At 64.8% G+C, this 22,763-nt stretch carries 25 protein-coding genes; 18 read left to right on the top strand and 7 right to left on the bottom strand.

Annotated elements, in window-relative coordinates:
- Positions 1-106: 106 nt before the first annotated feature.
- Positions 107-430, bottom strand: coding sequence for a DUF1654 domain-containing protein (locus C163_RS10285; protein WP_025338682.1), 324 nt, complete (start codon positions 428-430; stop codon positions 107-109).
- A gap of 236 nt (positions 431-666) precedes the next feature.
- Here C163_RS10285 and C163_RS10280 point away from each other — a divergent pair, with 236 nt between their 5' ends.
- The 3 genes from C163_RS10280 (at position 667) to pbpG (ending at position 3,731) form a co-directional block, all read left to right on the top strand.
- Positions 667-1,341 carry a polysaccharide lyase family 7 protein gene (locus C163_RS10280; RefSeq protein WP_025338681.1) on the top strand — a complete coding sequence of 225 codons (675 nt, stop codon included), beginning with the start codon at positions 667-669 and terminating at the stop codon, positions 1,339-1,341.
- A gap of 173 nt (positions 1,342-1,514) precedes the next feature.
- The gene (locus C163_RS10275) at positions 1,515-2,645 is read left to right on the top strand and encodes a sensor histidine kinase KdpD (protein ID WP_025338680.1); all 1,131 of its coding nucleotides are present in this window, start codon (positions 1,515-1,517) and stop codon (positions 2,643-2,645) included.
- 159 nt (positions 2,646-2,804) lie between these two features.
- Positions 2,805-3,731 carry a D-alanyl-D-alanine endopeptidase gene (pbpG, locus tag C163_RS10270; RefSeq protein ID WP_025338679.1) on the top strand — a complete coding sequence of 309 codons (927 nt, stop codon included), beginning with the start codon at positions 2,805-2,807 and terminating at the stop codon, positions 3,729-3,731.
- A 157-nt stretch (positions 3,732-3,888) separates the two neighbouring features.
- Here the strand turns inward: pbpG and C163_RS10265 are convergent, their stop codons facing one another.
- On the bottom strand, positions 3,889-4,335 hold the full coding sequence (locus C163_RS10265) for a hypothetical protein (RefSeq protein ID WP_025338678.1): 447 nt from the start codon (positions 4,333-4,335) through the stop codon (positions 3,889-3,891).
- Positions 4,336-4,505: 170 nt separating this feature from the next.
- Here C163_RS10265 and C163_RS10260 point away from each other — a divergent pair, with 170 nt between their 5' ends.
- The 9 genes from C163_RS10260 to C163_RS10220 all read left to right on the top strand — a co-directional run bounded on the left by C163_RS10260 (position 4,506) and on the right by C163_RS10220 (position 12,178).
- Positions 4,506-5,840: a lysine N(6)-hydroxylase/L-ornithine N(5)-oxygenase family protein gene (locus C163_RS10260; RefSeq protein WP_013973130.1), complete on the top strand. Its 1,335-nt coding sequence runs from the start codon at positions 4,506-4,508 to the stop codon at positions 5,838-5,840.
- Between the two features lie 304 nt (positions 5,841-6,144).
- Positions 6,145-7,338, top strand: a complete 1,194-nt coding sequence (locus tag C163_RS10255; protein ID WP_025338677.1) for a PepSY domain-containing protein — start codon at positions 6,145-6,147, stop codon at positions 7,336-7,338.
- Positions 7,335-7,874, top strand: coding sequence for a hypothetical protein (locus C163_RS10250; protein ID WP_025338676.1), 540 nt, complete (start codon positions 7,335-7,337; stop codon positions 7,872-7,874). The genes C163_RS10255 and C163_RS10250 overlap by 4 nt, the downstream gene beginning before the upstream one ends.
- A complete protein-coding gene (locus tag C163_RS10245) occupies positions 7,871-8,191 on the top strand; it encodes a hypothetical protein (protein WP_025338675.1) in 321 nt (106 codons plus the stop codon). The genes C163_RS10250 and C163_RS10245 overlap by 4 nt, the downstream gene beginning before the upstream one ends.
- A complete protein-coding gene (locus C163_RS10240) occupies positions 8,188-8,757 on the top strand; it encodes a DUF6162 family protein (RefSeq protein ID WP_025338674.1) in 570 nt (189 codons plus the stop codon). Before C163_RS10245 ends, C163_RS10240 begins: the two co-directional genes overlap by 4 nt.
- 16 nt (positions 8,758-8,773) lie before the next feature.
- Positions 8,774-9,676, top strand: coding sequence for a metal ABC transporter substrate-binding protein (locus tag C163_RS10235; RefSeq protein ID WP_025338673.1), 903 nt, complete (start codon positions 8,774-8,776; stop codon positions 9,674-9,676).
- Positions 9,673-10,419, top strand: coding sequence for a metal ABC transporter ATP-binding protein (locus C163_RS10230; protein WP_025338672.1), 747 nt, complete (start codon positions 9,673-9,675; stop codon positions 10,417-10,419). Before C163_RS10235 ends, C163_RS10230 begins: the two co-directional genes overlap by 4 nt.
- Positions 10,419-11,318: a metal ABC transporter permease gene (locus tag C163_RS10225; RefSeq protein ID WP_013973136.1), complete on the top strand. Its 900-nt coding sequence runs from the start codon at positions 10,419-10,421 to the stop codon at positions 11,316-11,318. Before C163_RS10230 ends, C163_RS10225 begins: the two co-directional genes overlap by 1 nt.
- Entirely contained in the window at positions 11,315-12,178 is an 864-nt protein-coding gene (locus tag C163_RS10220; protein WP_025338671.1) for a metal ABC transporter solute-binding protein, Zn/Mn family, read from the top strand. The genes C163_RS10225 and C163_RS10220 overlap by 4 nt, the downstream gene beginning before the upstream one ends.
- A 178-nt stretch (positions 12,179-12,356) precedes the next feature.
- Here C163_RS10220 and C163_RS10215 read toward each other — a convergent pair whose 3' ends face one another.
- From C163_RS10215 to C163_RS10195, 5 genes are all read right to left on the bottom strand, one after another.
- The gene (locus C163_RS10215) at positions 12,357-13,409 is read right to left on the bottom strand and encodes a DUF1615 domain-containing protein (protein ID WP_025338670.1); all 1,053 of its coding nucleotides are present in this window, start codon (positions 13,407-13,409) and stop codon (positions 12,357-12,359) included.
- Between the two features lie 26 nt (positions 13,410-13,435).
- Positions 13,436-13,987: a hydrolase gene (locus C163_RS10210; RefSeq protein ID WP_025338669.1), complete on the bottom strand. Its 552-nt coding sequence runs from the start codon at positions 13,985-13,987 to the stop codon at positions 13,436-13,438.
- Between the two features lie 58 nt (positions 13,988-14,045).
- On the bottom strand, positions 14,046-14,765 hold the full coding sequence (locus C163_RS10205; RefSeq protein ID WP_025338668.1) for a thioesterase II family protein: 720 nt from the start codon (positions 14,763-14,765) through the stop codon (positions 14,046-14,048).
- Complete coding sequence (locus tag C163_RS10200; protein WP_016711157.1) at positions 14,762-14,983, bottom strand: MbtH family protein; 222 nt, start codon at positions 14,981-14,983, stop codon at positions 14,762-14,764. Before C163_RS10200 ends, C163_RS10205 begins: the two co-directional genes overlap by 4 nt.
- A gap of 258 nt (positions 14,984-15,241) precedes the next feature.
- Positions 15,242-15,643 carry a hypothetical protein gene (locus C163_RS10195; RefSeq protein ID WP_025338667.1) on the bottom strand — a complete coding sequence of 134 codons (402 nt, stop codon included), beginning with the start codon at positions 15,641-15,643 and terminating at the stop codon, positions 15,242-15,244.
- Positions 15,644-15,906: 263 nt separating this feature from the next.
- Here C163_RS10195 and purU point away from each other — a divergent pair, with 263 nt between their 5' ends.
- From purU to C163_RS10165, 6 genes are read left to right on the top strand one after another with little or no spacing between them, the layout of a single operon-like run.
- Positions 15,907-16,773, top strand: a complete 867-nt coding sequence (gene purU / locus C163_RS10190; protein WP_013973142.1) for a formyltetrahydrofolate deformylase — start codon at positions 15,907-15,909, stop codon at positions 16,771-16,773.
- The gene (folD, locus tag C163_RS10185) at positions 16,770-17,681 is read left to right on the top strand and encodes a bifunctional methylenetetrahydrofolate dehydrogenase/methenyltetrahydrofolate cyclohydrolase FolD (protein WP_025338666.1); all 912 of its coding nucleotides are present in this window, start codon (positions 16,770-16,772) and stop codon (positions 17,679-17,681) included. The genes purU and folD overlap by 4 nt, the downstream gene beginning before the upstream one ends.
- On the top strand, positions 17,663-18,904 hold the full coding sequence (locus C163_RS10180; protein ID WP_025338665.1) for an FAD-dependent oxidoreductase: 1,242 nt from the start codon (positions 17,663-17,665) through the stop codon (positions 18,902-18,904). The genes folD and C163_RS10180 overlap by 19 nt, the downstream gene beginning before the upstream one ends.
- A gap of 12 nt (positions 18,905-18,916) precedes the next feature.
- Positions 18,917-19,222, top strand: coding sequence for a sarcosine oxidase subunit delta (locus C163_RS10175; RefSeq protein ID WP_025338664.1), 306 nt, complete (start codon positions 18,917-18,919; stop codon positions 19,220-19,222).
- Positions 19,219-22,122, top strand: a complete 2,904-nt coding sequence (locus tag C163_RS10170) for a 2Fe-2S iron-sulfur cluster-binding protein (protein WP_025338663.1) — start codon at positions 19,219-19,221, stop codon at positions 22,120-22,122. Before C163_RS10175 ends, C163_RS10170 begins: the two co-directional genes overlap by 4 nt.
- Before the next feature lie 3 nt (positions 22,123-22,125).
- Positions 22,126-22,731, top strand: coding sequence for a sarcosine oxidase (locus tag C163_RS10165; protein WP_025338662.1), 606 nt, complete (start codon positions 22,126-22,128; stop codon positions 22,729-22,731).
- Positions 22,732-22,763: the final 32 nt, after the last annotated feature.

Raw genomic sequence — 22,763 nt, 5'->3', positions numbered from 1 at the left:
AGCCTTGTGCTGCGAAGAGGCCAGTACTGACAATGCAGATCTGTTGTCTGTCCCGGCCTCTTCGCAGCACAAGGCTGCTCCTACAAAGTGGGCATTTTCCCGATGCTCAGAAAGGTGCCGCCTCCTCGACCTGCTGCTCGCTGTCCTGCTCGACGATAAAGTCGTCGCGCTCCTCCACGCTGCCGCGCTCCCAGCGCACCGTCACGCTCTCGTCGTCGTTGAAGGTCAGTTCCAACTCGGGCGTCTCGGCCAGCAGGCCCATCACCTCCTCCCACTCGGCATCACCGTCGGTATCCAGGCGATGCACCGTCACCCAGCGCTGCGTCTGCGCGAGCGGGTGGTTGATCATCGCTGATACCCGCAAGCTCAGCCGCTCTATTCCGGTCATTTCCTGGCGCTGATGGGGCGTCGACTTCAAGGGCTTAGACATATTCTTATCCTGACAGCTGTATATTCGTACAGTATTCAAGGAAAGCTTATCTCACCGCCAAATCAACCGTAAAGCCCCGCTGCGGAAAATTTTCGCCAACAGGTAATTTGTCGCCCGGCGAAATAATTTTAGCCATGAGCTATTGACGATGATTTAGCGCAAGGCTAAATTCATTCCAGCAGCCCCCACCGTGCTGCTGCGGCACCAACCGTCATTTCCATTCAGGAGTTCCCCCCATGAGCGTAGATATCAGCAACCTCACCATCGCCGTTCCGGTAGCCGAATCGTCGATCAGCACCGTAGCGGTCGAACTCACCGGCAGCGAAGCGATTGCCCTTTACCCGAACTATGTGACAGTGCTCAGCGATGGTTCGGTCCAGTTGTCTGCCCCCACCAAAGGTGCTTCGAGCAAAAGCACCCGCAGGACCCGCTGCGAGTGGTCGGAGCCGGAATACTGGAGCCTGGGCGGTGCCCCACATCACTGGAATCGCCAGGAAATGACGCTGACCAAGGTCAACTGGGCGCAGAAGGTGGTCATCGCGCAGATGCATGTCTACGGGGACGACAGCCCGCCCGTGAAGGTGTTCTGGAAAAAGGGCGACATCACCCTGGGTTTTCGGCGGACCTACAACCAGACTGACCCGATCAACTCGACGGTGCTCAAGGGGGTACCGCTGGGGGCGAAGTTCGAGGTGAGCATCCACGCCACCGCAGCAGGCGTGGTCAACGTTACGGCCAAGTGCAATGGCGTGAGCGGTACGTCCGGCGATCTACAGTTCGACAGCACCTGGGCTACACAGCTATTCGAGTTCCACGGCGGGGTCTACAACCAGGTGGACTACACCGATACCACGCCAGCCGATGACGGCTCGATCTGCATCATCAGCGACCTCTCGCTGATCCATGCCTGAACCCGGGCAGCCGGCAAGACATCCCGATGCCCCTGCCCCCCGACGCAGGTTGCATCGGGATCGCCTTTGGCTGAACTCCAGGTGGGCCGCTCATGGCTGCCGCTCAAACTTCCTGCTTCTCAGATGAACTAAGCTATTCGGATGTCTTTTTTCCAGATCAGGGTTAGGCCCCCATGAGACTGTTCGATTTCATTGATGGCAGTATGGAACCCATTCTCCAGGCTTGGGAAAATTACGCCCGCTCGGTTGAAACAGAGCTGCCGAAGCAGGACTCAATCGGCTTGCGCAATCATGCCGAGAAGATGCTCCGCACCGTGGCCGCAGACATGAAAACGCCCCAGAGCAGGCAACAACAGTCCGAGAAAGCACAAGGGAGAGGCCCCAGTAGTTCCAGCGAAACCGCAGCGCAGACCCACGCGGTTGCTCGCTTGATAGCTGGGTTCTCGATGGATCAGATGGTGTCCGAATACCGGGCATTGCGCGCAAGCGTTCTGTCACTCTGGCTTACCCAGGAATCGTTCGCAGACGCGCATCATGTTCAGGACATGATCCGGTTCAATGAAGCGATTGACCAGGCGCTCGTAGAGTCGATCGCGGCCTACGGAACGGCAGTCGAGGCGACCCGGAAAATGGTGCTCGCGGTGCTCGGTCATGATTTGCGTTCGCCCTTGGGCGCGATACTCATGGCTGGCGGGCTGATCCAGCGGCAGACGGGGCTGGATGAAAAGGGAAAGTTACTGGCGACCCAGGTTTGTACCAGTGCACATCGGGCAAATGTCATGATCAACGATCTGCTGGATCTGGCCCGCTGCAACCTGGGGACTGGCATTCCAGTGGATTTGCGGAAAATGGATCTGAACTCTATCTGCCAGGCTGTCATTGACGAACTGCGCACGGCGTTCCCGCACGCGCGGATCATCCTGGATGAGCAGGCGCACATCACCGGGCAATTCGACCCTGACCGCATCTCTCAGGTTTTCTCCAACCTGATAGGCAATGCCCTGCGCCATGGCGATGCGACGGCCCCGATCAAGGTCACGGTGGCCAGGGTGGATGGTGTTCCACGGGTCAGCGTCCAGAATTCCGGAGAGCCTATTCCACCCGAGGTGATGCCCTACATCTTCAAGCCGGAAGGGCGATACTCGAGCTACTCATCCGGAGAGCGGGGCTCCGCAGCGGGGCTCGGCCTCGGCCTGTTCATCGCATCGGAGATCGTGGCGAACCACGGTGGCAGAATTGAGGTGGAGTCGACCGAAGAGGAAGGGACGACCTTCGAGGTTGTTCTGCTGTCTTCGGCAGAATGATGATGGGTACAGGACAAGTACCGGATTAAATTTCGTTCACGTTGCGCCCTTTAGTCATAAGGCATTCGACAGCAAATCAGCCATACTCCAGAATGCAGCGGTTTTTGGGGGAAAACCCTTGCACAGCCAACGACATACCAACTTTTAGTGAGCCTCAACGTGAAAACATCCCTGTCCATCCTCAGCCTGCTGCTGTTGCTCACAGGTACTGCGACCCTTCCGTCGACCGCTGCTGCACAACCCCCGGCCCAGGTTCAACGTGACCCTTCCAAGCTGCACCTCGCCTCGGGCAGCGCCCTGCTGATCGACTTGAACACCAACCAGGAGCTGTATTCAAGCCACCCCGACCGCGTGGTACCGATTGCGTCGGTGACCAAACTGATGACGGCGATGGTAGTGCTGGATGCCAAGCAGCCCATGGATGAGATGCTCACCATGACCATTGCCAACAACCCGGAAATGAAAGGCGTGTATTCGCGTGTGCGGCTGGGCAGCCAGCTCGACCGCCGCGAAACCTTGCTGATTACCCTGATGTCATCGGAAAACCGGGCGGCCAACACCCTGGCCAACCATTACCCCGGCGGCTACCCGGCGTTCATCAAGGCGATGAACGCCAAGGCCCGCAGCCTGGGCATGGCGCACACCCGCTACGTCGAGCCGACCGGCCTGTCGACGCAGAACGTGTCCACGGCCCGTGACCTGGCCAAGCTGCTGATGGCGTCGCGCAAGTACCCGATGCTGAGCGAGCTGTCGACCACCCGCGAGAAGACCGTGGCCTTCCGCAAGCCCAACTACACCCTGGGCTTCCGCAACACCGACCACCTGGTGAACAAGAGCAACTGGGACATCAAGCTGACCAAGACCGGCTTCACTAATGAAGCCGGGCACTGCCTGGTGCTGCTGACCCGCATGGACAACCGCCCGGTGGCCATGGTGATCCTCGACGCCTTTGGCAAGTACACCCACTTCGCCGATGCCAGCCGCATGCGTCAGTGGCTGGAAACCGGTGCTGCCAAGCCGGCGCCGGCGGTGGCCATGCAGTACAAGGCGGAGCGGCAGAACAAGGGGCGCCTGGCGGCCGAATGACCGCCACCTGATGCTACCCGGCCCTTGTAGGAGCGGCCTTGTGTCGCGATGGGCTGCAACGCAGCCCCGACGATTTGTGCATTGATGCCAACATCCCGGGGCCGCTTCGCAGCCCATCGCGACACAAGGCCGCTCCTACAGGGGACCATATCCGCTGTCAGGCCGTGGCGCTGACCATCCCGCCCGCGCTGCTGCCGCCCTCTTGCTGCAACAACTCCAGCAACTGCGCCGTGGCCGCCATGATCTGCCCGTTGATGGTGGCAATGCTCGCCTGCTTGGCGCCCACCGCAGCCGCCTTGGCAGCCTCGTCCATTTTGCTGTCCATCAATGCAGCAAGCTGCTTCTGCTCCTCGGCCAGCTGCTTTTGCAAATCCTTGATCAACTGACGCAGCTCGGACACGGCCTGCGACTCCCCACTGCCTTCACTGTCCGTGGATTGCGCCTGGCCAGCCCCGCCAACCTTCATGCTGTCGCTACTGATGCTCAAGGGCCCCAGTGCCTCACCAGCCTGTTTCGCCTGCTCGCGTTCGGCAGTTGCGTTCGCGCTCAGCGTCTGGGCTGAAACGCCGTTGATCATCAAATTGCTTGCTGTTATCCCGCTCATCTCGGTTCCTTGCCTCAAGTCGGCTCCTTGTCGTACCCCTATCGGCCCCCCCTCACAGTTCTTTAGCCCGCTTAAATTCCCCCCCGGCTGGCTCGTTCCAACACATGTACTTGCGCAGGAGCCGGAGCTCCGGCGGGCGTCAAAATCCGACCATTCAGGGAATCGCAGCCATGAGCCAGCCCTCACAGCAGGAAACCATCAAAGATCTGATCGGCGTGGGCTTCGGCCCTTCCAACCTGGCCCTGGCCATCGCCCTGGAAGAACTCGCCGAGTCCCAGGGCCATGCCCTCGACGCGCTGTTCATCGACAAACAGCAGGACTATCGCTGGCACGGCGAAACCCTGGCCACCCAGAGCGAGCTGCAGATCTCGTTCCTCAAGGACCTGGTGTCGCTGCGCAACCCCACCAGCCCCTACAGCTTCGTCAACTACCTGCACCAGAAGCAGCGCCTGGCCGACTTCATCAACCTCGGCACCTTCTACCCCTGCCGCCTCGAGTACAACGACTACCTGCGCTGGGCCGCCGAGCACTTCGCCACCCAGGCGGTATATGGCGAGGAAGTGCTGCGCATCGAGCCGGACGTGCAGGCGGGCCGGGTCGAGCACCTGCGCCTGGTCTCGCGCGACGCCCAAGGCCGCGAATACAGCCGCCGCACCCGTTCGGTGGTGGTCGGCAGCGGCGGCACGCCGAAAATCCCGGAAAAGTTCGGCGCCTTCAAGGACGACCCGCGGGTATTCCATCACTCCCAGTACCTGAGCAGCCTGAACAAGCTGCCGTGCACCGCCGGCAAGCCGATGCGCATTGCCGTGATCGGTTCGGGCCAGAGCGCCGCCGAGGCGTTCATCGACCTCAACGACAGCTACCCGTCGGTCAAGGTTGACATGATCCTGCGCGGTTCGGCGCTCAAGCCTGCCGATGACAGCCCGTTCGTCAACGAGATCTTCTCGCCGGACTACACCGACCTGGTCTACAACGAACCGGCCGACCAGCGCAGCAAGCTGCTGGGCGAATACCACAATACCAACTATTCGGTGGTCGACCTCAACCTGATCGAACGCATCTACGGCATCCTCTACCGGCAGAAGGTCGCCCACCAGTACCGCCACAACGTGCTGTGCCGGCGACAGGTCGAAGCCGTGGTGGCCACCCGCGAAGGCCTGGAACTGACCCTGCGCGACCTCGCCACCGGCCAGCAGCAGACCCACCGCTACGACGCGGTGATACTCGCAACCGGCTACGAGCGCCGCTCGCACCGTGACCTGCTGGCGCCCCTGGCCGGGTACCTGGAAGATTTCAGCGTCGACCGCAACTACCGCGTGCTGGCCAGCCCCGACCTGCAGGCCTCGGTGTACCTGCAGGGCTTCTGCGAAAACAGCCACGGCCTGAGTGACACCTTGCTCTCGGTGCTGCCGGCGCGCGCAGCGGAAATTGGCCGCGCGCTGTACCAGGACCTGGCGCAGCTGCACGGCAAGCCGCAACCGGCAGTGGCCCTGACCCGCGCCTGATCCCCTGCAACACCAGCACTGCCCTCAAGGCATGTACAGGTCCTGTAGGAGCGGCCTTGTGTCGCGAAAGGGCTGCAAAGCAGCCCCGGCAATTTGTGCGTCTGCGCTGAAACCCTGGGGCTGCTGCGCAGCCCTTTCGCGACACAAGGCCGCTCCTACAGGGTCGCGCCAGCTTTCAGGTTTCTCTGCCTGAAACATTTGCTTGCATTTAAAACGGCAGGTTTTCGATTCTCATTCGTCCTTATCAATACAGCCCCTCTTTGGCTGGGCACACGCTCGACTCCCCATTGCAGAAGACCGTCAGATGGCCAAATCACCGAAAAAATCCAAATCCAGGCTGTGGTTCCTGGTCCACAGCTGGCTCGCCTTGCCGATCTGGTTCTTTGTCCTGATCGTCTGCTTCACCGGCATGCTCGCCGTGGTCAGCCAGGAAATCGTCTGGCTGGCCGACCCGGCCGTGCGCGCCAACAAGCCCGACGCCGACGCCGAACGCCTGAGCTTCCAGCAGGTACTGGACGCCCTGCACAAGGCCGAGCCGGACATGGTGGTGGAGCGGTTGATCCAGCCCGACGGTTCGCACTTTGCGGTCAAAGCCAATGTCACCCTGCCTGACGGCACCAGCCCGACGCTGTATGTAAACCCCTACACCGGGGCCATCCAGGGCAAGACCCCGGACTTCAACTTCGAAGCCTTCACCCGCGCCCTGCACGGCTGGTGGCTGGTACCGTTCACCAGCGGTTTCAGCTGGGGCTGGTACCTGGTGTCGCTGCTCGGCCTGCCCATGCTGGCTTCGCTGGTCACCGGCCTGGTGGTGTACAAGAAGTTCTGGAAGGGCTTCTTCAAGCCGGTGCGCACCGGCCATGGTTCGCGGATTTTCTGGGGCGACCTGCACCGCCTGGCCGGGGTCTGGTCGATCTGGTTCATTGCGGTCATTTCCATCACCGGCACCTGGTTCCTGATCCAGGCGATCCTGGCCGACAACCACATCACCATTTCCAGCCGGCCCATCGTGCCGGTCATCGCCCGTGAGGACGTGCCACAAACCCCGAATGGCAGCCCGGCAACGCGCATCGACCTGGATGAAGCGGCACGCATCGCCGGCCTGGCGGTCCCGGGGCTGGACATCAGCTTCATCTCGCTGCCGGCCACCGCCTACAGCCACATCACCCTGGCGGGGCCAGGCTGGTACCCGCTGATGTTCCAGAGCGCCTCGGTAAACCCGTACACGCGTAATGTCGACAGCCAGTTCCTGGTCAGCGACCGCTCCGCCCTGGAGTTCGTCACCGAGTCCATGCGCCCGCTGCACACCGGCGATTTCGGCGGCCTGCCGATCAAGCTGGTGTGGTTCTTCTTCGGCCTGGTCCTCACCCTGATGGTGTTCAGCGGCTTGCTGATCTGGACCAAACGCACCGCCCAGGCCACCGCCGCCGCCCTCAAGCGCAGCGAGCGCGCACCGCGCATGGCGCGCCATGAACCCACCGCGGAGATCCGCCCATGAGCCAGGCCCAAGCCGTGCCCGTCAGCCCGCTGAAGCAACTGTGGCTGAAGTGGCGTTTTCACCTGAACATCCTGCTGATCCTCATCCCGCTGGGCTTCATGCCCAAGTACTTCGCCGACGCCAAGCTGTTCCGCGGCGAAGCGGGGCTCGGCGCCAATGTGATCAACGACATCCAGGTCGGCCCCTATACCCTGGACCTGGCCGAGATGCGTGACGAGGCCCCCCGCGCCGACGGCCCTGCCGGCCACTTCAAAGTCTTCAATGCATCGCTGTGCAAGGCCTGCGTCAACGGCGTCAAGGCGGCCTACCTGCGCATCGGCAAACCGCGCAGCCTGCGCGCCGCCGGCACGATTTTCTTCGGTGCACCGTACAACATGGGCACCTCGTTGCCGATCCCGCCACGCACCAAGCCCGACGCGCAGATCTGGATCACCCTGGAAGGCTGGGACGGCAGCATGCACCAGGCGTCGGTCCCCCTGGCCAAGGCATCGCCAGCCACCGTGGCCTGGCTCGAGAAACAAGGAGGCAATAAATGAAACACCTGATGCGCACCCTCGCCCTGCCCTTGCTGGTGCTGGCCGCCGGCCCGGCCCTGGCGCACAACCCGATGTGCGAGTGCGAAGAACTGCCTGGCGGCCAGGTCAAGTGCACCGGCGGTTTCTCGGATGGCAGCGGTGCCCCCGGGGTAACCCTGGACGTGATCGCCTACGACGAACAGGTGCTGGTCGGCGGCAAGCTCGGTGACGATTCGACCCTGACCTTCAAGCGCCCGGACGGCGAATTCTACGTGCTGTTCGATGCCGGCCCCGGGCACGTGGTGGAAGTCGACCACGCCGATATCGCCCAGCCATGAGCCGCGCCCAAGTGATTCGCCCGGCCGGTGCCGGGCACGAAACCCTGTACGTGCTGCTGGTCAGCCTGCTGATCGTGGTACTCGCCACCTGCGTGGTGCTGCTGCGCGGCGAACGCGAGGATGAGCAAGCCATCGCCAGCCACCAGATCGACGCCCGTCGCGACCTCACCGCCGCCGAGCAAGGCCTGTACACCGACCTGCGGGTGGCCTTCGACGAAATCCAGCTGCTGCGTGAAGAAAACGCCGCCGCGCCCAGCGTGCAGGCCCTGGCCGAGGAAGGCCTGCCGCCGTTCGTGGTCGATGCCGGCAGCCAGAGCCGCGGCAGCCACCAATGGTCGTGGCTGGAGACCGGGGCCTACCTCGGCCGCAGCCAAGCCCCGGAAGTGGCCGGCAGCCTGCTGCTGATCCTGCCGGCCGACAGCACCGGCCAGGCCGATGTCTGGCTGCGCCGCGACAGCGCCGCCGTGCCCCCTGACGACCTTGGCCAGGCCGCCCTGATCGCCGCCGGCTGGCAGCAGGTGGTCAGCCATTACGACGCCGGGGTCACCCGCGAACACCGTCACTGAACCCAAGGACTCCCCCATGCTCCGCTCCGCCCTCGCCCTGCTCCTGGCCCTTGCCCTGCCGGCACAGGCCCTGGCCGATAACGGCAAGCCCCTGCGTATCGGCATTACCCTGCACCCCTACTACAGCTATGTGAGCAACATCGTCGGCGACAAGGCCGAAGTGGTGCCGCTGATTCCGGCGGGGTTCAACCCCCATGCCTACGAGCCACGGGCCGAGGACATCAAGCGCATCGGCACCCTGGACGTGGTGGTGCTCAACGGCGTTGGCCATGACGATTTCGCCGACCGCATGATCGCCGCCAGCGAAAAGCCCGGCATCAACACCATCGAGGCCAACCAGAACGTACCCTTGCTGGCGGCCACCGGCATTGCCGCCCGTGGCGCCGGCAAGGTGGTCAACCCGCACACCTTCCTGTCGATCAGCACCACCATCGCCCAGGTCAACAACATCGCCCGCGAACTGGGCAAGCTCGACCCGGACAACGCCAAGCTGTACACGCAAAACGCCCGCGCCTATGCCAAGCGCCTGCGCACGCTGCGTGCCGACGCACTGGCCAAGGTCACCGAGGCGCCCAGCGCCACCTTCCGGGTCGCCACCATCCATGCCGCCTACGACTACCTGGTACGTGACTTCGGCCTGGAGGTGACTGCGGTGGTCGAGCCAGCCCATGGCATCGAACCCAGCCCGGCCCAGCTGAAGAAGACCATCGACCAGCTCAAGGCGCTGGACGTGCGGGTGATCTTCTCGGAAATGGACTTCCCGTCGGCCTATGTCGAAACCATCCAGCGTGAATCCGGCGTGCGCCTGTACCCGCTTACGCACATCTCCTACGGCGAATACACCAAGGACAAGTACGAAGTGGAGATGAAGCGCAACCTCGACACCGTGGTCCGCGCCATCCAGGAGAACCGCGCATGACCGCCGCCGCCAACCTGGTGACAGCCTGCGGGCCGCGCATCGAGTTTGCCGGCATCGACCTGACCCTGGGCCGCACCCGCATCCTCGAACAGGTCAGCTTCAACGTCGCCGCCGGCAGCGTGCATGCCATCGTCGGCCCCAACGGCGGCGGCAAGAGTTCGCTGATCAAGACCCTGCTCGGGCAGATGCCGCACCAGGGCCGGCTGACCCTGCACTGGCCCGGCGAACGCGAAGTGATCGGCTATGTGCCGCAGGCGCTGGAGTTCGACCGTGGCCTGCCGATGACCGTGGACGATTTCATGGCTGCCATGTGCCAGCGCCGCCCCGCCTTCCTCGGCCTGTCGCGCCGTGTGCAGCCGGCCATCGACGCAGCCTTGGCGCGGGTCGGCATGCTCGACAAGCGCAAACGGCGCATGGGCGCGCTTTCCGGTGGCGAACGCCAACGCGTGCTGCTGGCCCAGGGCCTGATTCCCGAGCCGCAACTGCTGGTGCTGGACGAGCCGATGTCGGCCCTGGATGAAGCTGGTATCCAGGTGTTCGAACAACTGCTGCAGGGTTGGCGCCAGGCCGGCACCACCGTGCTGTGGATCGAACACGACCTGGAAGCCGTGCTGCGCCTGGCCGACCGGGTTACCGGCCTGAGCCGCCAGGTACTGTTCGACGCCCCGCCCGCCCAGGCCCTGACCCCGGAGCGCCTGCTCGGCCTGTTCTCCGTTCACCCGCGTAGCGAGAGCCTTGCCTGATGAGTTTTGAAATCTTTCGGCAAACGGTCCAGGACTGGGCCACTGCCGGCTACCTGCCCGAGGCGCTGGCCTACGGCTTCGTGGTCAACGCTCTGCTGGCCGGTTTGATGATCGGCCCGGTGCTGGGCGGCCTGGGCACCCTGGTGGTGGTCAAGCGTTTTGCCTTCTTCTCCGAGGCGGTCGGCCATGCCGCGCTGACCGGCGTGGCCATCGGCATCCTGCTGGGCGAGCCCTACACCGGCCCCTACGGCAGCCTGTTCGGCTACTGCCTGCTGTTCGGCATCTTGCTCAACTTCCTGCGCAACCGCACCGGGCTGTCGCCGGACACGCTGATCGGCGTGTTCCTGTCGGTGTCGCTGGCGCTGGGCGCCAGCCTGCTGCTGATGCTGGCGGGCAAGATCAATGTGCACATCCTCGAGAACGTGCTGTTTGGCTCGGTGCTGACCGTCAGCGGCCAGGACCTGGTGGTGCTGGGCATCGTCGCGGTGCTGGTGCTGGCATTGGCCGTGCCGCTGTACAACCGCATCATGCTGGCCAGTTTCAACCCACAGCTGGCGGCCGTGCGCGGGGTGGCGGTGAAAACCCTGGACTACCTGTTCGTGGTGCTGGTGACCCTGGTCACCGTGGCCTCGGTGAAGGTGATCGGGGCGATCCTGGTCGGGGCGCTGCTGGTGATTCCCGCTGCCGCCGCACGCCTGGTCAGCCAGTCGCTGAAGGGCTTTTTCTTCCTGTCGGTGCTGATCGCCACGCTGAGCACGTTGCTCGGCATCCTGCTGCCGATCGTTTTCGACCTGCCGGTGCCGTCCGGCGCCGCGATCATCCTGGTCGCCGGCATCTGCTTCGCCCTGGCGGCGCTGGCCCGCGCCCTCGTCCCCCGCCTGCAAGGAAACCCGGCATGAACCTGAAACGCCTGACCCTGGCGCTGGCCCTGGCCGGCCTGCCGTCGCTGTCTCTCGCCACGCAAGTGCTGACCACCCTGCCCGTCACCCACAGCCTGGCCAGCGCCCTGCTCGACGGCACCACGGTGCAGCTCACGCGTGCAGCACCCGCCAACTTGCCTGCCAGCCGCCAACCTTCCTATTTCAGCGGGCGCGGTGGCGCCAGCCTGCACAAGGCCGCACAGCAGGCCGACGCGGTGATCGGCGTACGCTCGATCTGGCGTGACGACCCGCTGTATCCGATGGCCCGGCGCAGCAATATCCGGATCGTCGAGATCGACGCCGCACGGCCGGTGGATGGCGCGCTGCCGGGTATTGCGGTGAGCGGCGACGAGGCCTATGGCGCCTACCCCTGGCTCAACCCGACCAACTTCGGGCGCATGGCCGACGTGGTAGCCAATGACCTGGAGCGGTTGGCGCCGGGCGACAAGGCGAAGATCCAGGGCAACCTGGCCGGGCTCAAACGCCAGTTGCTGGAGCTCTCGGCCAGCAGCCAGACACGCTTGGCCAAGGTCGACAACCTGACGGTGGTGAGCCTGTCGGAGCGACTGGGTTATCTGGCCAGCGGGTTGAACCTGGACGTGGTCGAGCAGCCGCTGCCAGCCGAGTGGGATGCGGCTGCGCTGAAGGCGCTGGGGGACAACCTGAAGGCGCAGGATGTGGCGCTGGTGCTGGACCATCGGCAGCCGGAGGCGGCTGTGGCCGAGGTGATCAAGGCGTCCGGGGCGAAGCTGGTGGTGGTGGAAAGTGACCCTGAGGATGCGTTTGCCGGGTTGAAGGCCAGTGTGGATCAGGTAGTTGCCGCCTTGGGCGAAAGCTGATGTTCTCCTCGCAGTCCCACAGGCCTGCACGGTCCCTGTGTAGGAGCGGCCTTGTGTCGCGATGGGCTGCGCAGCAGCCCCAAGGGTTCAGCGGTGATGCACAATCTTGGGGCTGCTGCGCAGCCCATCGCGACACAAGGCCGCTCCTACAGGACCGCGCTCGACAGCCAGGCCACCATTAACGCTTCATGCACCGCTGATAACGCTCATCCACCCGCCCGGCAAACCACGCCGTGGTCAGCTTGCGGGTGATCTTCGGGCTTTTCAGCTGAATCCCCGGCAGCACCGCCCGTGGCACCGGCTTGCCGGCCGCGGCATCCGCCAGGGCAAACACCCCGCTGTACAGCTTGCTGTCCTCGAAGGCCAAGCTATCGCCCTCCTCCAGCTGGCTGCGGATCTGCGGGTTGCGCAGGCCCAGCTTCCCTCCCAGTTTGCGCGCCGCCTTTTCCGTGGTCCCGGGCATGATCGAGCCCGGCGCCACCAGGTCGCCATCCAGCGCCAGCGTTACCCCCGTCACCTTGCTCAGTGCCGCCTGAAATGCCGCATTGCGGCTGGCGTACCAGCCCGCGTTGAAATCGGCAAAGCGGTACAGCTGGCGATCGTAGTTGGCCGAATAGCCCAGCAAATGGGCGATACCGAAATACATGCCGCCGCGCCGGGTGAATACTTCCTGGCGAATGCTGCCGTCGTGGCTGTAGGGGTAATCCCGCGCATGCTTTTCGGCAAAGTCGATGCTGACCTGCATCGGCCCACCGGTATGCACCGGGTTCAGCCCGCCCAGCAAGGTCTTGCCCAGCGGCACGCGAGCGATGACTTCGTCGTACAGTTCGCTCAACTGCTTCTCGCTGCGCACCGCCTGCAAACGTTGCTGGTAGCTCTTGCCATTACCCGACGGCGTCTTCAGTGCACCATCGACCAGCAGCTTGGGGATATGCAGGCGCGCGGCGCGGCGGTCGATTTCCTCCCGGGCGATACGCCCCAGGTTGGGCACCTGCGGGTCGGCATTGAAGGTCGATTCCTGTTCGGTCACCGCCAGCACCGCGCACAGGTTGCTCTTGCTGGGGGCAATACGCTGGGCCTCGAACGCCACCTGAATGTCCCGGGCCCAGCCCTCGCGGTCCTTGGCCTGGGCGGGTAACAGCCGCAGCAGTTGGGCGCGGACCTTGGCCGGGTCCGCCTCGGGTGCTTCCTCACGGCGCCCGGCGCAGCCTTGCAGCAGCGCCAGGGCCATCAACCCGGCAGCCAGTAACCGGCCGTTCAGGGCTGTTCACCGACCAGGTAGGTCTTGCTGATGTGCCGGAACAGCGGGTGGCCGGCACTGCCCATAAGCTCGAACAACACCATTTCGCGGGTCACCACCTGCGCCCCCGCAGCCCGCATGCGCGCCAGCCCTGCAGCCTTGCTCGCCGGGGTACGGCTGTCACAGGCATCCTCGACCACGAACACCTGCTTGCCCAGCGCCAGCAGGCCGAGCACGGTCTGCAGCACACACACGTGGGTTTCCATGCCACAGACAATCACTTGCTCGCGCGCCATCAAACTCGCTGGCAGGCACTCGGCGGCCACGCAGGAAAAATGGCTTTTCTCCACCACCTCGGCGGCCGGCGCTGCGGCCAGCAGTTCGGCCAGGGTATGGCCCAGGCCCTTGGGGTACTGCTCGGAAATCACCGTCGGCAGTTCCAGCTCGTTGGTCGCCGCCAACAACCAGCGGGCCCGCGCGCGGGTGCCTTCAGGGTCGCTCATGGCGCCGATGAGTTTTTCCTGGATGTCGACGACCAGCAGCGTGGCCTTGTGGGGATCGATCAGCATTGTCTGCCTCTTGCCTGGGAAAAGCCCTAGCCTCCCCCAAGGCAAGCGGTGCCGTCAATCAGGCGGACAGCCGAAGCGGTTGCAGCGACGCGGTCAGCGCAGCGAGCACCCGGTCCTCATGCTCATGGATGAAGAAGTGGCCGCCTGGGAACATCTGCAGCGAGAACGCCCCGAGGGTTTCCTTGCGCCAGGCCTGCAACTGCTCGTCACTGGCGCGGTCCTGCATGCCGCCCAACACGTGCAGCGGGCACTGCAACGCCGGCCGCTGGCGGTAGGCGTAGGTACCACACAGCAGGAAGTCGGCGCGCAGGGTGGGCAAGGTCAGGCTCATCAGCTCGGCGTTGGCCAGCACTTCCTCGGGCGTGCCCTGAAGCTCGCGCAACTCGCCGATCAACTCGGCGTCGCTCTTGGGCTCGCGCCAGTTCTTGCCATCGTAGTCCTCTCGGCGGGTCGGCGCTGCGGTACCGCAGGCAAACAGGGCCAGTGGCGCCGGGCAGCCCAGCGCTTGCAACTCATGGGCAAGTTCAAATGCCAGCAAGGCGCCCAGGCTATGGCCGAGCAGCGCGTAGGGGGTGCTGGCCGCCAGGCGCTGTTCGGCGGCCAGTTGCCGGGCCAGGGCCTGCATGTCGGTGTGCAGTGGCTCGGCCATGCGCGCACCACGCCCGGGCAGTTCCACCGGGCGTACCTGCAGCCACGTCGGCAGCTTGCGCCGCCAGCGGCTGTAGACCATGGCGCTGGCCCCGGAATACGGCAGGCACAGCAGGTTCAATGCAGTCACTGGGCGGCGGCTTCGGCCATTTTCTGGCGCAAGCTCAGCGGGCGCATGTCGGTCCAGACTTCATCGATATAGGCCAGGCATTCCTTCTTCAGGCCGCTCTTGCCTACGGCACGCCAGCCGTTGGGGATGGCTTTGTAGTCGGGCCAGATCGAGTATTGCTCTTCGTGGTTGACCACTACCTGGAACTGGATATCGTCGCGGTCGAAAACGGAAGTCATTGCCTGTCTCCTTGAGTGATGAATGCCGCTGCGCGCCTGGCGCAGGGGGGCTTTCAAGTAGACGTAGCGTGCGGCGAAAAAATTAGTGGGGCTGACGCGGTCCTTGTAGGAGCGGCCTTGTGTCGCGATCGGGCGCGCAGCGGCCGTAATCCAGGCGACCCAGACCTGCCAGGAAGACCGAGGTTGCAGGCTTTGCGGCCGCTGCGCGCCCGATCGCGACACAAGGCCGCTCCTACAAAGACCGCGCCGGGCAGGCCTTCAGGTATCCCGCAACAGGTCGTGGGTATCGAGCAAGCGGAAGGCAACCTGCGGGTTGCGTTCCAGCCCACGGCGGATCGCCGCCGGGATCGACTGCCGGGTCTTGCGGCACAGCCCGGGCTGGTCGTCCAGTTCGATGACGATGCCACGCATGGTCCGCACTTCGTTGAAACCAGGGGCGATGTGCACGCGGATGCCCAGGTTTTCGTACATCCGTTGCTGCAGGCGTTGCAGGTCTTCCAGGTCCTTGAGGTTTTCCAGGCGGTCGAGCAGGCGCTTTTCTTCCTGGCGGGTCAGCAGGAGGATGCGCTGGGCTGTCTGCGGGTGGTCGGCCAGGTGTTCGCGGCCACAAATGCAGGCGCCAGGTGGGCAGGGTTGGCGCAGGGATGGAGAACTGGTCATGGGGCAAGCATAGCCAGTTTTTGTGCCGCCTGTGCGGGCCCTATTGCCGGCAAGCCGGCTCCCACAGGAGCCACGATGGCGTTAAAAAACTTTCCTGTCAGGATAAAAAATTTCACAAATCTCTAGACCGCCACCCCTCACTTCGCCTATAAATCGCCAAAAGGAAATTTATATTCCTATCAAGAAACATCACTTCGCCTCTCGCGAAGCCTCTTTTGCCCTTGTGCCCGACCTGCCCCACTCCATCACGAGGCCTATCCGACATGCACCCCGCTCCCGATCACTTCATCCTGCGCGTCAGCTGCCCGGCCGTGTCCGGCATCGTCGCCGCGGTGACCACCTACCTGGCCGAGCACGGTTGCTACATCAGCGAGATGGCGCAGTTCGACGACGAGGACAACGGGCGCTTCTTCATGCGCGCGGTGTTCCGCTACAACACCGGTGTCACGGGTGACACACCGCAGCTGGAAGCCGGCTTTGCCGATGTCGCCCAGCGCTTCGACATGCAGTGGAGCCTGCACAGCAGTGCCCGGCCGATGCGCGTGCTGCTGATGGTGAGCAAATTCGACCACTGTCTGTCCGACCTGCTGTACCGCCATGCCAAGGGCGAGCTGGACATGCAGATCACCGCCGTGGTCTCCAATCACCTGGACCTGCGCCCGATGGCCGAGCGCCAAGGCATCCGTTTCGTCTACCTGCCGGTCAGCAAGGACACCAAGGCCGAACAGGAAGCCGCGCTGCTGCGCATCGTCGAGGACACCGGCACCGAACTGGTGGTGCTGGCGCGCTACATGCAGATCCTCTCCGACGACCTGTGCCGCCAGCTGTCGGGCCGGGCGATCAACATCCACCATTCGTTCCTGCCCGGTTTCAAAGGCGCCAAGCCCTACCACCAGGCCTACCAGCGCGGGGTGAAGCTGATCGGCGCCACCGCCCACTACGTCACCAGCGACCTCGACGAAGGCCCGATCATCGAGCAGGAAGTGCAGCGCGTGGACCATGCCTACGCACCGGATGACCTGGTGGCCATCGGCCGCGACACCGAGACCATCGCCCTGTCCCGCGCCGTGAAATACCACCTGGAGCACCGGGTGTTCCTGAACCACGACCGCACGGTGATCTTCAAATGAACGCCATTCCCGGTATCAAGCTGATCGACGGCAAGGCCACCGCGGCGCGGGTGCTGGCCGAGGTACGCGAGCAGGTGCAGGAACTGCGCCAGGGCGGCGTGCAGCCGGGCCTGGCGGTGGTGCTGGTGGGCGCCGACGCTGCCAGCCAGGTGTACGTGCGCAACAAGGTGCTGCGTGCCGAAGAGGTGGGCATCCGCTCGCTGGAGCATCGCCTGCCCGCCAACACCAGCCAGGCCGAGCTGCTGGCCCTGATCGAGCGCCTCAACCGCGCCCCCGAGGTCAACGGCATCCTCGTGCAACTGCCGTTGCCGGCCCATATCGACGAACACCGCATTCTCCAGGCGATCAGCCCACTGAAGGATGTGGACGGTTTCCACAGCGAGAACGTCGGCGGCCTGGCCCAGGGCCGCGATGTGCTCACCCCGTGCACGCCCAGCGGCTGCATGCGCCTGCTGCGCGATGCCTGTGGCGAGCTGCGCGGCAAGCATGCGGTGGTGGTCGGCCGCTCGAACATCGTCGGCAAGCCCATGGCCGCCCTGCTGCTGCAGGCCGACTGCACGGTGACCGTGGTGCACTCGCGCAGCCGCGACCTGCCGGCGTTGTGTCGTCAGGCAGACATCCTGGTGGCCGCAGTGGGCAAACCACGGCTGATCGGTGCCGACTGGCTCAAGCCTGGCGCGGTGGTGATCGACGTCGGTATCAACCGCATCGACGAAGGCGGCCACAGCCGCCTGGTCGGCGATGTCGACTTCGCCGCCGCACTGCCCCAGGTGGCCGGCATCACCCCGGTGCCCGGCGGCGTCGGCCCGATGACCATCGCCTACCTGATGAAAAACACCCTGCTCGCCCTCGACCTGCAACAACAGGCCGCCCACCAGGAGCGCACCCCATGCCTTTCGCCCTGCTGAAATATGGCCTGAGCGCCGACTACCCGGTGGAGGTCGACCTGCCACCACCGTGCGAACTCAAGCCACGCTATGACGTGGTGATCATCGGCGGCGGCGGCCACGGCGTGGCCATCGCCTACTACCTGGCCAAGTACCACGGCATCACCAATGTCGCCGTGCTGGAAAAGGCCTACCTGGGCGGCGGCAATACTGCGCGCAACACTGCGGTAATCCGCTCCAACTACCTCACCAGTGAGGGTGTGCGCTTTTACGCAGAATCGGTGCGCATGTTCCAGAACCTGTCGAACGAGTTCGACTTCAACATCATGTATTCCGAGCGCGGCCAGCTCACCCTCGCGCACACCGACGCCACCGTGCGCGCCTTCCGCCAGCGCGCCGAGGTCAACAAGCACTTCGGTGGCCGCACGGAAATGATCGACCGCCAGCAGATCCGCGAACTGGTGCCCAGCCTGAACCTGGACCCGGGCCACCTGCCGGTGCTGGCTGGCCTGTGGCACATCGACGGCGCCACCGCGCGCCACGACGCAGTGGCCTGGGGCTACGCCAGGCAGGCGGCCAAGCGCGGTGTCGAGATCCACCAGCTGACCGAAGTGCAGGACCTGCTGATCCGCAATGGCCGCATCGAGGCGGTGAAGACCAACCGTGGCACCGTGCAGTGCGGTTGCGTGGTACAGGCCGTGGCCGGGGCCAGTTCGCTGCTGATGGCCAAGGCCGGCATCCGTGCGCCGATCCATACCTACCCGCTGCAGGCCATGGTCACCCAGCCGTTCAAGCCGTTCCTCGATCCGCTGGTCAGCTCGTCGGCGCTGCACTGCTACGTGCAGCAGACCAGCCGTGGCGAGATCGTCTTTGGCGGCGGCTCCGACCCCTACCCGCTGTACAACACCCGCTCCACCCTCGACCTCAAGGAAAGCCTGCTGGCCCACGCCCTCGAGATGTTCCCGTTCATGGCCAACGCCAAGCTGATGCGCCAATGGGCCGGGATCACCGACATGACACCGGACTACAGCCCGATCATGGGCCTGTCGCCGGTGCACAACTATTACCTGGACGCCGGCTGGGGCACCTGGGGTTTCAAGGCCACGCCGATCTGCGGCAAGACCATGGCCGAACTGGTCGCCAGTGGCGGCAAGGTACCGGAACTGATCGCACCCTTTACCCTGGAGCGCTTCAGCCGCTTCCAGCAAGTCAACGAAATGGGCGCCACCGCGGCCAGCCACTAAGGAGCGACGACGATGAAGATCCTGACCTGCCCCTTGAACGGCCCGCGCAATATCAGCGAGTTCACCTACGGCGGCGAATTCAGGCACATGCCCGACCCGGCCAGCTGCAGCGACGCCGAATGGGCCGACTATGTGTTCAACAGCGACAACCTGGCCGGGGTAGTGACCGAGTGGTGGCTGCACAACGCCTCCAGCTACTGGTTCCTGGCCGAACGCCACACGGTGAGCGACCAGGTGCTGCGCACCTTCGACCCGAAAGAACTGTTCGACCGCCGCGTCGACTTCAACCCCGCCGCCACCCCGGAGATTGCTGGATGAACAGCCACTCTCGCCTCCCCGCGCCCATGGGCCTGCTGATCGACCGCGAGCGGCCCCTGCACTTCCAGTTCGACGGCCAGGCCTGCCAGGGCTTTGCCGGTGACAGCATCGCCAGCGCCTTGCTCGGCAGCGGCCGCTGGTTGCTGTCGCGCTCGTTCAAGTACCACCGCCCGCGCGGCCCGCTGAGCATGGCCGGGCAGGATGCCAACACCCTGGTGCAGCTGCCGGACGAGCCCAATGTGCTGGCCGACCTGGAAGCCGCCCGCGATGGCCAGGTGGTCGAAGGGCAGAACTTCAACGGTAGCCTGGCGCACGACCGCGATGCCTACCTGGGCAAGTTTTCGCGCTTCATGCCAGTCGGTTTCTATTACCGCTCGTTCTACAAGCCCAAGGGCATGTGGAAGGTGTGGGAGCCGCTGATCCGCAAGAAGGCTGGCCTCGGCGTGCTCGACCTCGGATTCAAGCCGCAGTACTACGACAAGGCCTATCTGTTCGTCGATCTGGCCGTCATCGGCGCTGGCCCGGCGGGCCTGCGTGCGGCACTGGACGCGGCCAATGCCGGGGCCAAGGTGTTGCTGATCGAGCAACAGCCGGTGCTTGGCGGCTCGCTCACCTACGCCCGCTTCGACATTGCCGGCACCCGCGCCACCGGCCTGCGCCAGGAACTGCTGGCTGCCGTCGACGGCCACCCGAACATCCAGGTACTGCTGGAAGCCACCTGCAACGGCTGGTTCACCGACAACTACCTGCCGGTGATCCAGCACAAACGCCTGTACAAGGTGCGCGCCAGCCGCTGCCTGGTGGCAGCCGGTGCGTTCGACCAGCCGGTGGTGTTCCGCAACAACGACCTGCCGGGGGTCATGCTGACCAGCGCCGCGCAGCGGCTGATGAAGCTGTACGCGGTCAAGCCGGGCCAGCGCGCGGTAATCCTCACCGGCCACGATGACGGCTACCTCGCCGCCCTCGACCTGCAGGAGCAAGGCGTGGCGGTGGCCGCGGTGGTCGACATGCGCGCCGCGCCAGCCGATGCCGCATTGGCCGCCGAACTGAAGCGCCGCGATATACCCGTGCACCTGGGCAGCACCGTGTACGAAGCCCTGCACGAAGCGGGCATGCGCCACGTGAGTGGCGTGGATATTCGCCCGATCACCGGCCAGGGCAAGGTCGGCCCGCACGGCCTGCGCCTGGCCTGCGACCTGCTGTGCATGTCGGCAGGCTACATGCCGGTGTACCAGTTGCTGTGCCAGGCTGGCGGCAAGCTGTCCTACGATGTGAACCGCGACGAATTCGCCATCACCAACCTGCCGGCCGGGCTGGATATCGCCGGCTCGGTGAACGGCCGTCACGCACTGGGCAATGTGCTGGCCGACGCCACTCGCGGGGCTGCCGATGCGCTGGCAGCGCTGGGCCTGGAAGCGCCGGTGCAGCCAGTGTTCAGTGCCGAAGCCAAGGTCAACTTCCCCTGGCCAATCTTCCCCCACCCCAAGGGCAAGGATTTCGTCGACTTCGACGAAGACCTGCAAGTGCGCGACATCGTCAACGCCACCCGCAGCGGCTACCGCGACGTGCAGCTGGTCAAGCGTTTCTCCACGGTCGGCATGGGCCCGTCCCAGGGCCGCCACTCGGCGCTGCCGACCGCCCGCCTGGTGGCCCACGCCACCGGGCGCAGCATCAGCGAAACCGGGGTGACCACCGCCCGGCCACCGTTCCAGGCGGAAAAACTGGCCCACGTCGCCGGCCGCGCCTTCGACCCGTACCGGCAAACACCAATGCATCGCCGCCATCTGGAAGCCGGGGCGAAGATGATGCCGGCCGGTATCTGGCAGCGCCCGGCCTATTATGGCAAGCCTGAGGAACGCGAACGCTGCATGCAGGAGGAAGCCCGCCATGTGCGCGAGAAGGTCGGCCTGATCGACGTTTCCACCCTCGGTGGCCTGGATGTGCGCGGCCCCGACGCCGCCGAACTGCTGGAGCGCCTCTACACCTTCGGCTTCGCCAAGCTGGCCATCGGCCGCACCCGCTACGCGCTGATGACCAACGAGCACGGCGTGGTGATCGATGATGGCGTGTGCGCCCGGCTGGGCGAGCAGCACTTCTACGTCACCGCCACCACCAGCGGCGTCGACCGCATCTACCAGCAGATGCTGAAGTGGAACGCGCAATGGCGCCTGGATGTGGACGTCACCAACGTCACCGCCGCCCTGGCCGCGGTCAACCTGGCCGGGCCGCTGTCACGCCAGGTGCTGGCCAAGGTATGTGACGATGTGGACCTGTCGGCCGAGGCCTTCCCTTACCTCGGCGTACGCCAGGGCACCGTGGCCGGTATTGCCGCGCGCATCCTGCGGGTGGGCTTTGTGGGTGAACTGGGCTACGAAGTGCACGTGCCGGCGCGCCACGCCGAGCGCCTGTGGGATGCCTTGATGCAGGCCGGCGCGGGGTTGGGCATTCGCCCGTTCGGCGTCGAGACCCAGCGCCTGCTGCGCCTGGAAAAAGGCCACGTGATCATCAGCCAGGACACCGACGGCATGACCCACCCGGCGGAGATCGACATGCAGTGGGCGATCGGCCGCAAGAAGCCATTCTTCGTCGGCAAGCGCTCGATCGAGATCCTCGAAGCGCAGCCGCTCAAGCGCAAACTGGTCGGCTTCACCCTGCCCAAGGGCAGCCCACAGCCGCTGGAGGGGCATCTGGTGCTGGATGGGGCGGATATCAGCGGCAACGTCACATCCTGCGAATACTCGCAAACCCTGGGGCAGATCATCGGCCTGGCTTACGCCGGTGCCCATCAGGCCACGCCTGGCATGCACATCCCGATCCGCGTGGAGGGCGGCGTGATGGTCAATGCCAAGGTGGTGCCCCTGCCGTTCCACGATCCCGACAACCTGCGCCAGGAGCTCTGAGCCATGACCAGTTTGCAAGCCGAAGCTTTTATTCCACGCAGCCCGCGGGCCGAGCTGTTGCACAACTGCGCGTTGACTGACCTGACCGATCTGGCACGGGTCGGGTTTCGAGGGGGCGACAGTGCCGCTTGCCTGCAGGCGCGTGGCTACCGCTTGCCGTCGCTACCCAACCAGGCCGTGCGCCAGCAAGACGGTGGCTGGGTAGCGCGCTTGTCGCAGACCGAGTACCTGCTGTTGGGCAGCCTGGCGGACGGCGGTGCACGGGTGGCTGCCGAAGAGGCCGGGTGGTTGCAGGATGCCCGGCGCAACTACCTGCTGCCGCGCCAGGATAGCCATGCCTGGCTGCAGCTGTCGGGGGAGTATTGCAGCGCGGTGATGGCCAAGTTGTGCGGGGTGGACTTGCGCGCCCAGGCGTTTCCCGTTGGGGCGGTGGCGCAGACCTCGGCGGCGCGGATCAACGTGATCGTGCTGAATGTGGGGAGCGATGAGAGGCCGGCGTTGCAGTTGCTGTTTGATCGGGCGTCGCTGGCGTATTTCCGTGAAGCGGTACTGGATGCCATGGATGAGTTCGATGGTGGGTGGGTCGGGGTGGATGAGCTGATGCATTGACCTGCGCCGGCCTGCCCTGTTCCTCATTAACG

Source organism: Pseudomonas sp. FGI182 (assembly GCF_000511325.1).
Lineage (GTDB): Bacteria > Pseudomonadota > Gammaproteobacteria > Pseudomonadales > Pseudomonadaceae > Aquipseudomonas > Aquipseudomonas putida_Z.
Note: the sequence above shows the minus strand (reverse complement) of the source record. Positions and strands in the feature narration are given on the sequence as shown.

Coding starts and splice junctions, on each gene's coding strand:
- C163_RS10200 (WP_016711157.1), bottom strand. CDS start 14,983: ATGACTTCCGTTTTCGACCGCGACGATATCCAGTTCCAGGTAGTGGTC.
- C163_RS10255 (WP_025338677.1), top strand. CDS start 6,145: ATGGCCAAATCACCGAAAAAATCCAAATCCAGGCTGTGGTTCCTGGTC.
- C163_RS10215 (WP_025338670.1), bottom strand. CDS start 13,409: ATGGCCCTGGCGCTGCTGCAAGGCTGCGCCGGGCGCCGTGAGGAAGCA.
- C163_RS10220 (WP_025338671.1), top strand. CDS start 11,315: ATGAACCTGAAACGCCTGACCCTGGCGCTGGCCCTGGCCGGCCTGCCG.
- C163_RS10275 (WP_025338680.1), top strand. CDS start 1,515: ATGAGACTGTTCGATTTCATTGATGGCAGTATGGAACCCATTCTCCAG.
- C163_RS10225 (WP_013973136.1), top strand. CDS start 10,419: ATGAGTTTTGAAATCTTTCGGCAAACGGTCCAGGACTGGGCCACTGCC.
- C163_RS10170 (WP_025338663.1), top strand. CDS start 19,219: ATGAACAGCCACTCTCGCCTCCCCGCGCCCATGGGCCTGCTGATCGAC.
- folD (WP_025338666.1), top strand. CDS start 16,770: ATGAACGCCATTCCCGGTATCAAGCTGATCGACGGCAAGGCCACCGCG.
- C163_RS10195 (WP_025338667.1), bottom strand. CDS start 15,643: ATGACCAGTTCTCCATCCCTGCGCCAACCCTGCCCACCTGGCGCCTGC.
- C163_RS10165 (WP_025338662.1), top strand. CDS start 22,126: ATGACCAGTTTGCAAGCCGAAGCTTTTATTCCACGCAGCCCGCGGGCC.
- C163_RS10230 (WP_025338672.1), top strand. CDS start 9,673: ATGACCGCCGCCGCCAACCTGGTGACAGCCTGCGGGCCGCGCATCGAG.
- C163_RS10245 (WP_025338675.1), top strand. CDS start 7,871: ATGAAACACCTGATGCGCACCCTCGCCCTGCCCTTGCTGGTGCTGGCC.
- C163_RS10260 (WP_013973130.1), top strand. CDS start 4,506: ATGAGCCAGCCCTCACAGCAGGAAACCATCAAAGATCTGATCGGCGTG.
- C163_RS10250 (WP_025338676.1), top strand. CDS start 7,335: ATGAGCCAGGCCCAAGCCGTGCCCGTCAGCCCGCTGAAGCAACTGTGG.
- C163_RS10180 (WP_025338665.1), top strand. CDS start 17,663: ATGCCTTTCGCCCTGCTGAAATATGGCCTGAGCGCCGACTACCCGGTG.
- C163_RS10210 (WP_025338669.1), bottom strand. CDS start 13,987: ATGCTGATCGATCCCCACAAGGCCACGCTGCTGGTCGTCGACATCCAG.
- purU (WP_013973142.1), top strand. CDS start 15,907: ATGCACCCCGCTCCCGATCACTTCATCCTGCGCGTCAGCTGCCCGGCC.
- C163_RS10265 (WP_025338678.1), bottom strand. CDS start 4,335: ATGAGCGGGATAACAGCAAGCAATTTGATGATCAACGGCGTTTCAGCC.
- C163_RS10285 (WP_025338682.1), bottom strand. CDS start 430: ATGTCTAAGCCCTTGAAGTCGACGCCCCATCAGCGCCAGGAAATGACC.
- C163_RS10240 (WP_025338674.1), top strand. CDS start 8,188: ATGAGCCGCGCCCAAGTGATTCGCCCGGCCGGTGCCGGGCACGAAACC.
- C163_RS10280 (WP_025338681.1), top strand. CDS start 667: ATGAGCGTAGATATCAGCAACCTCACCATCGCCGTTCCGGTAGCCGAA.
- C163_RS10175 (WP_025338664.1), top strand. CDS start 18,917: ATGAAGATCCTGACCTGCCCCTTGAACGGCCCGCGCAATATCAGCGAG.
- C163_RS10235 (WP_025338673.1), top strand. CDS start 8,774: ATGCTCCGCTCCGCCCTCGCCCTGCTCCTGGCCCTTGCCCTGCCGGCA.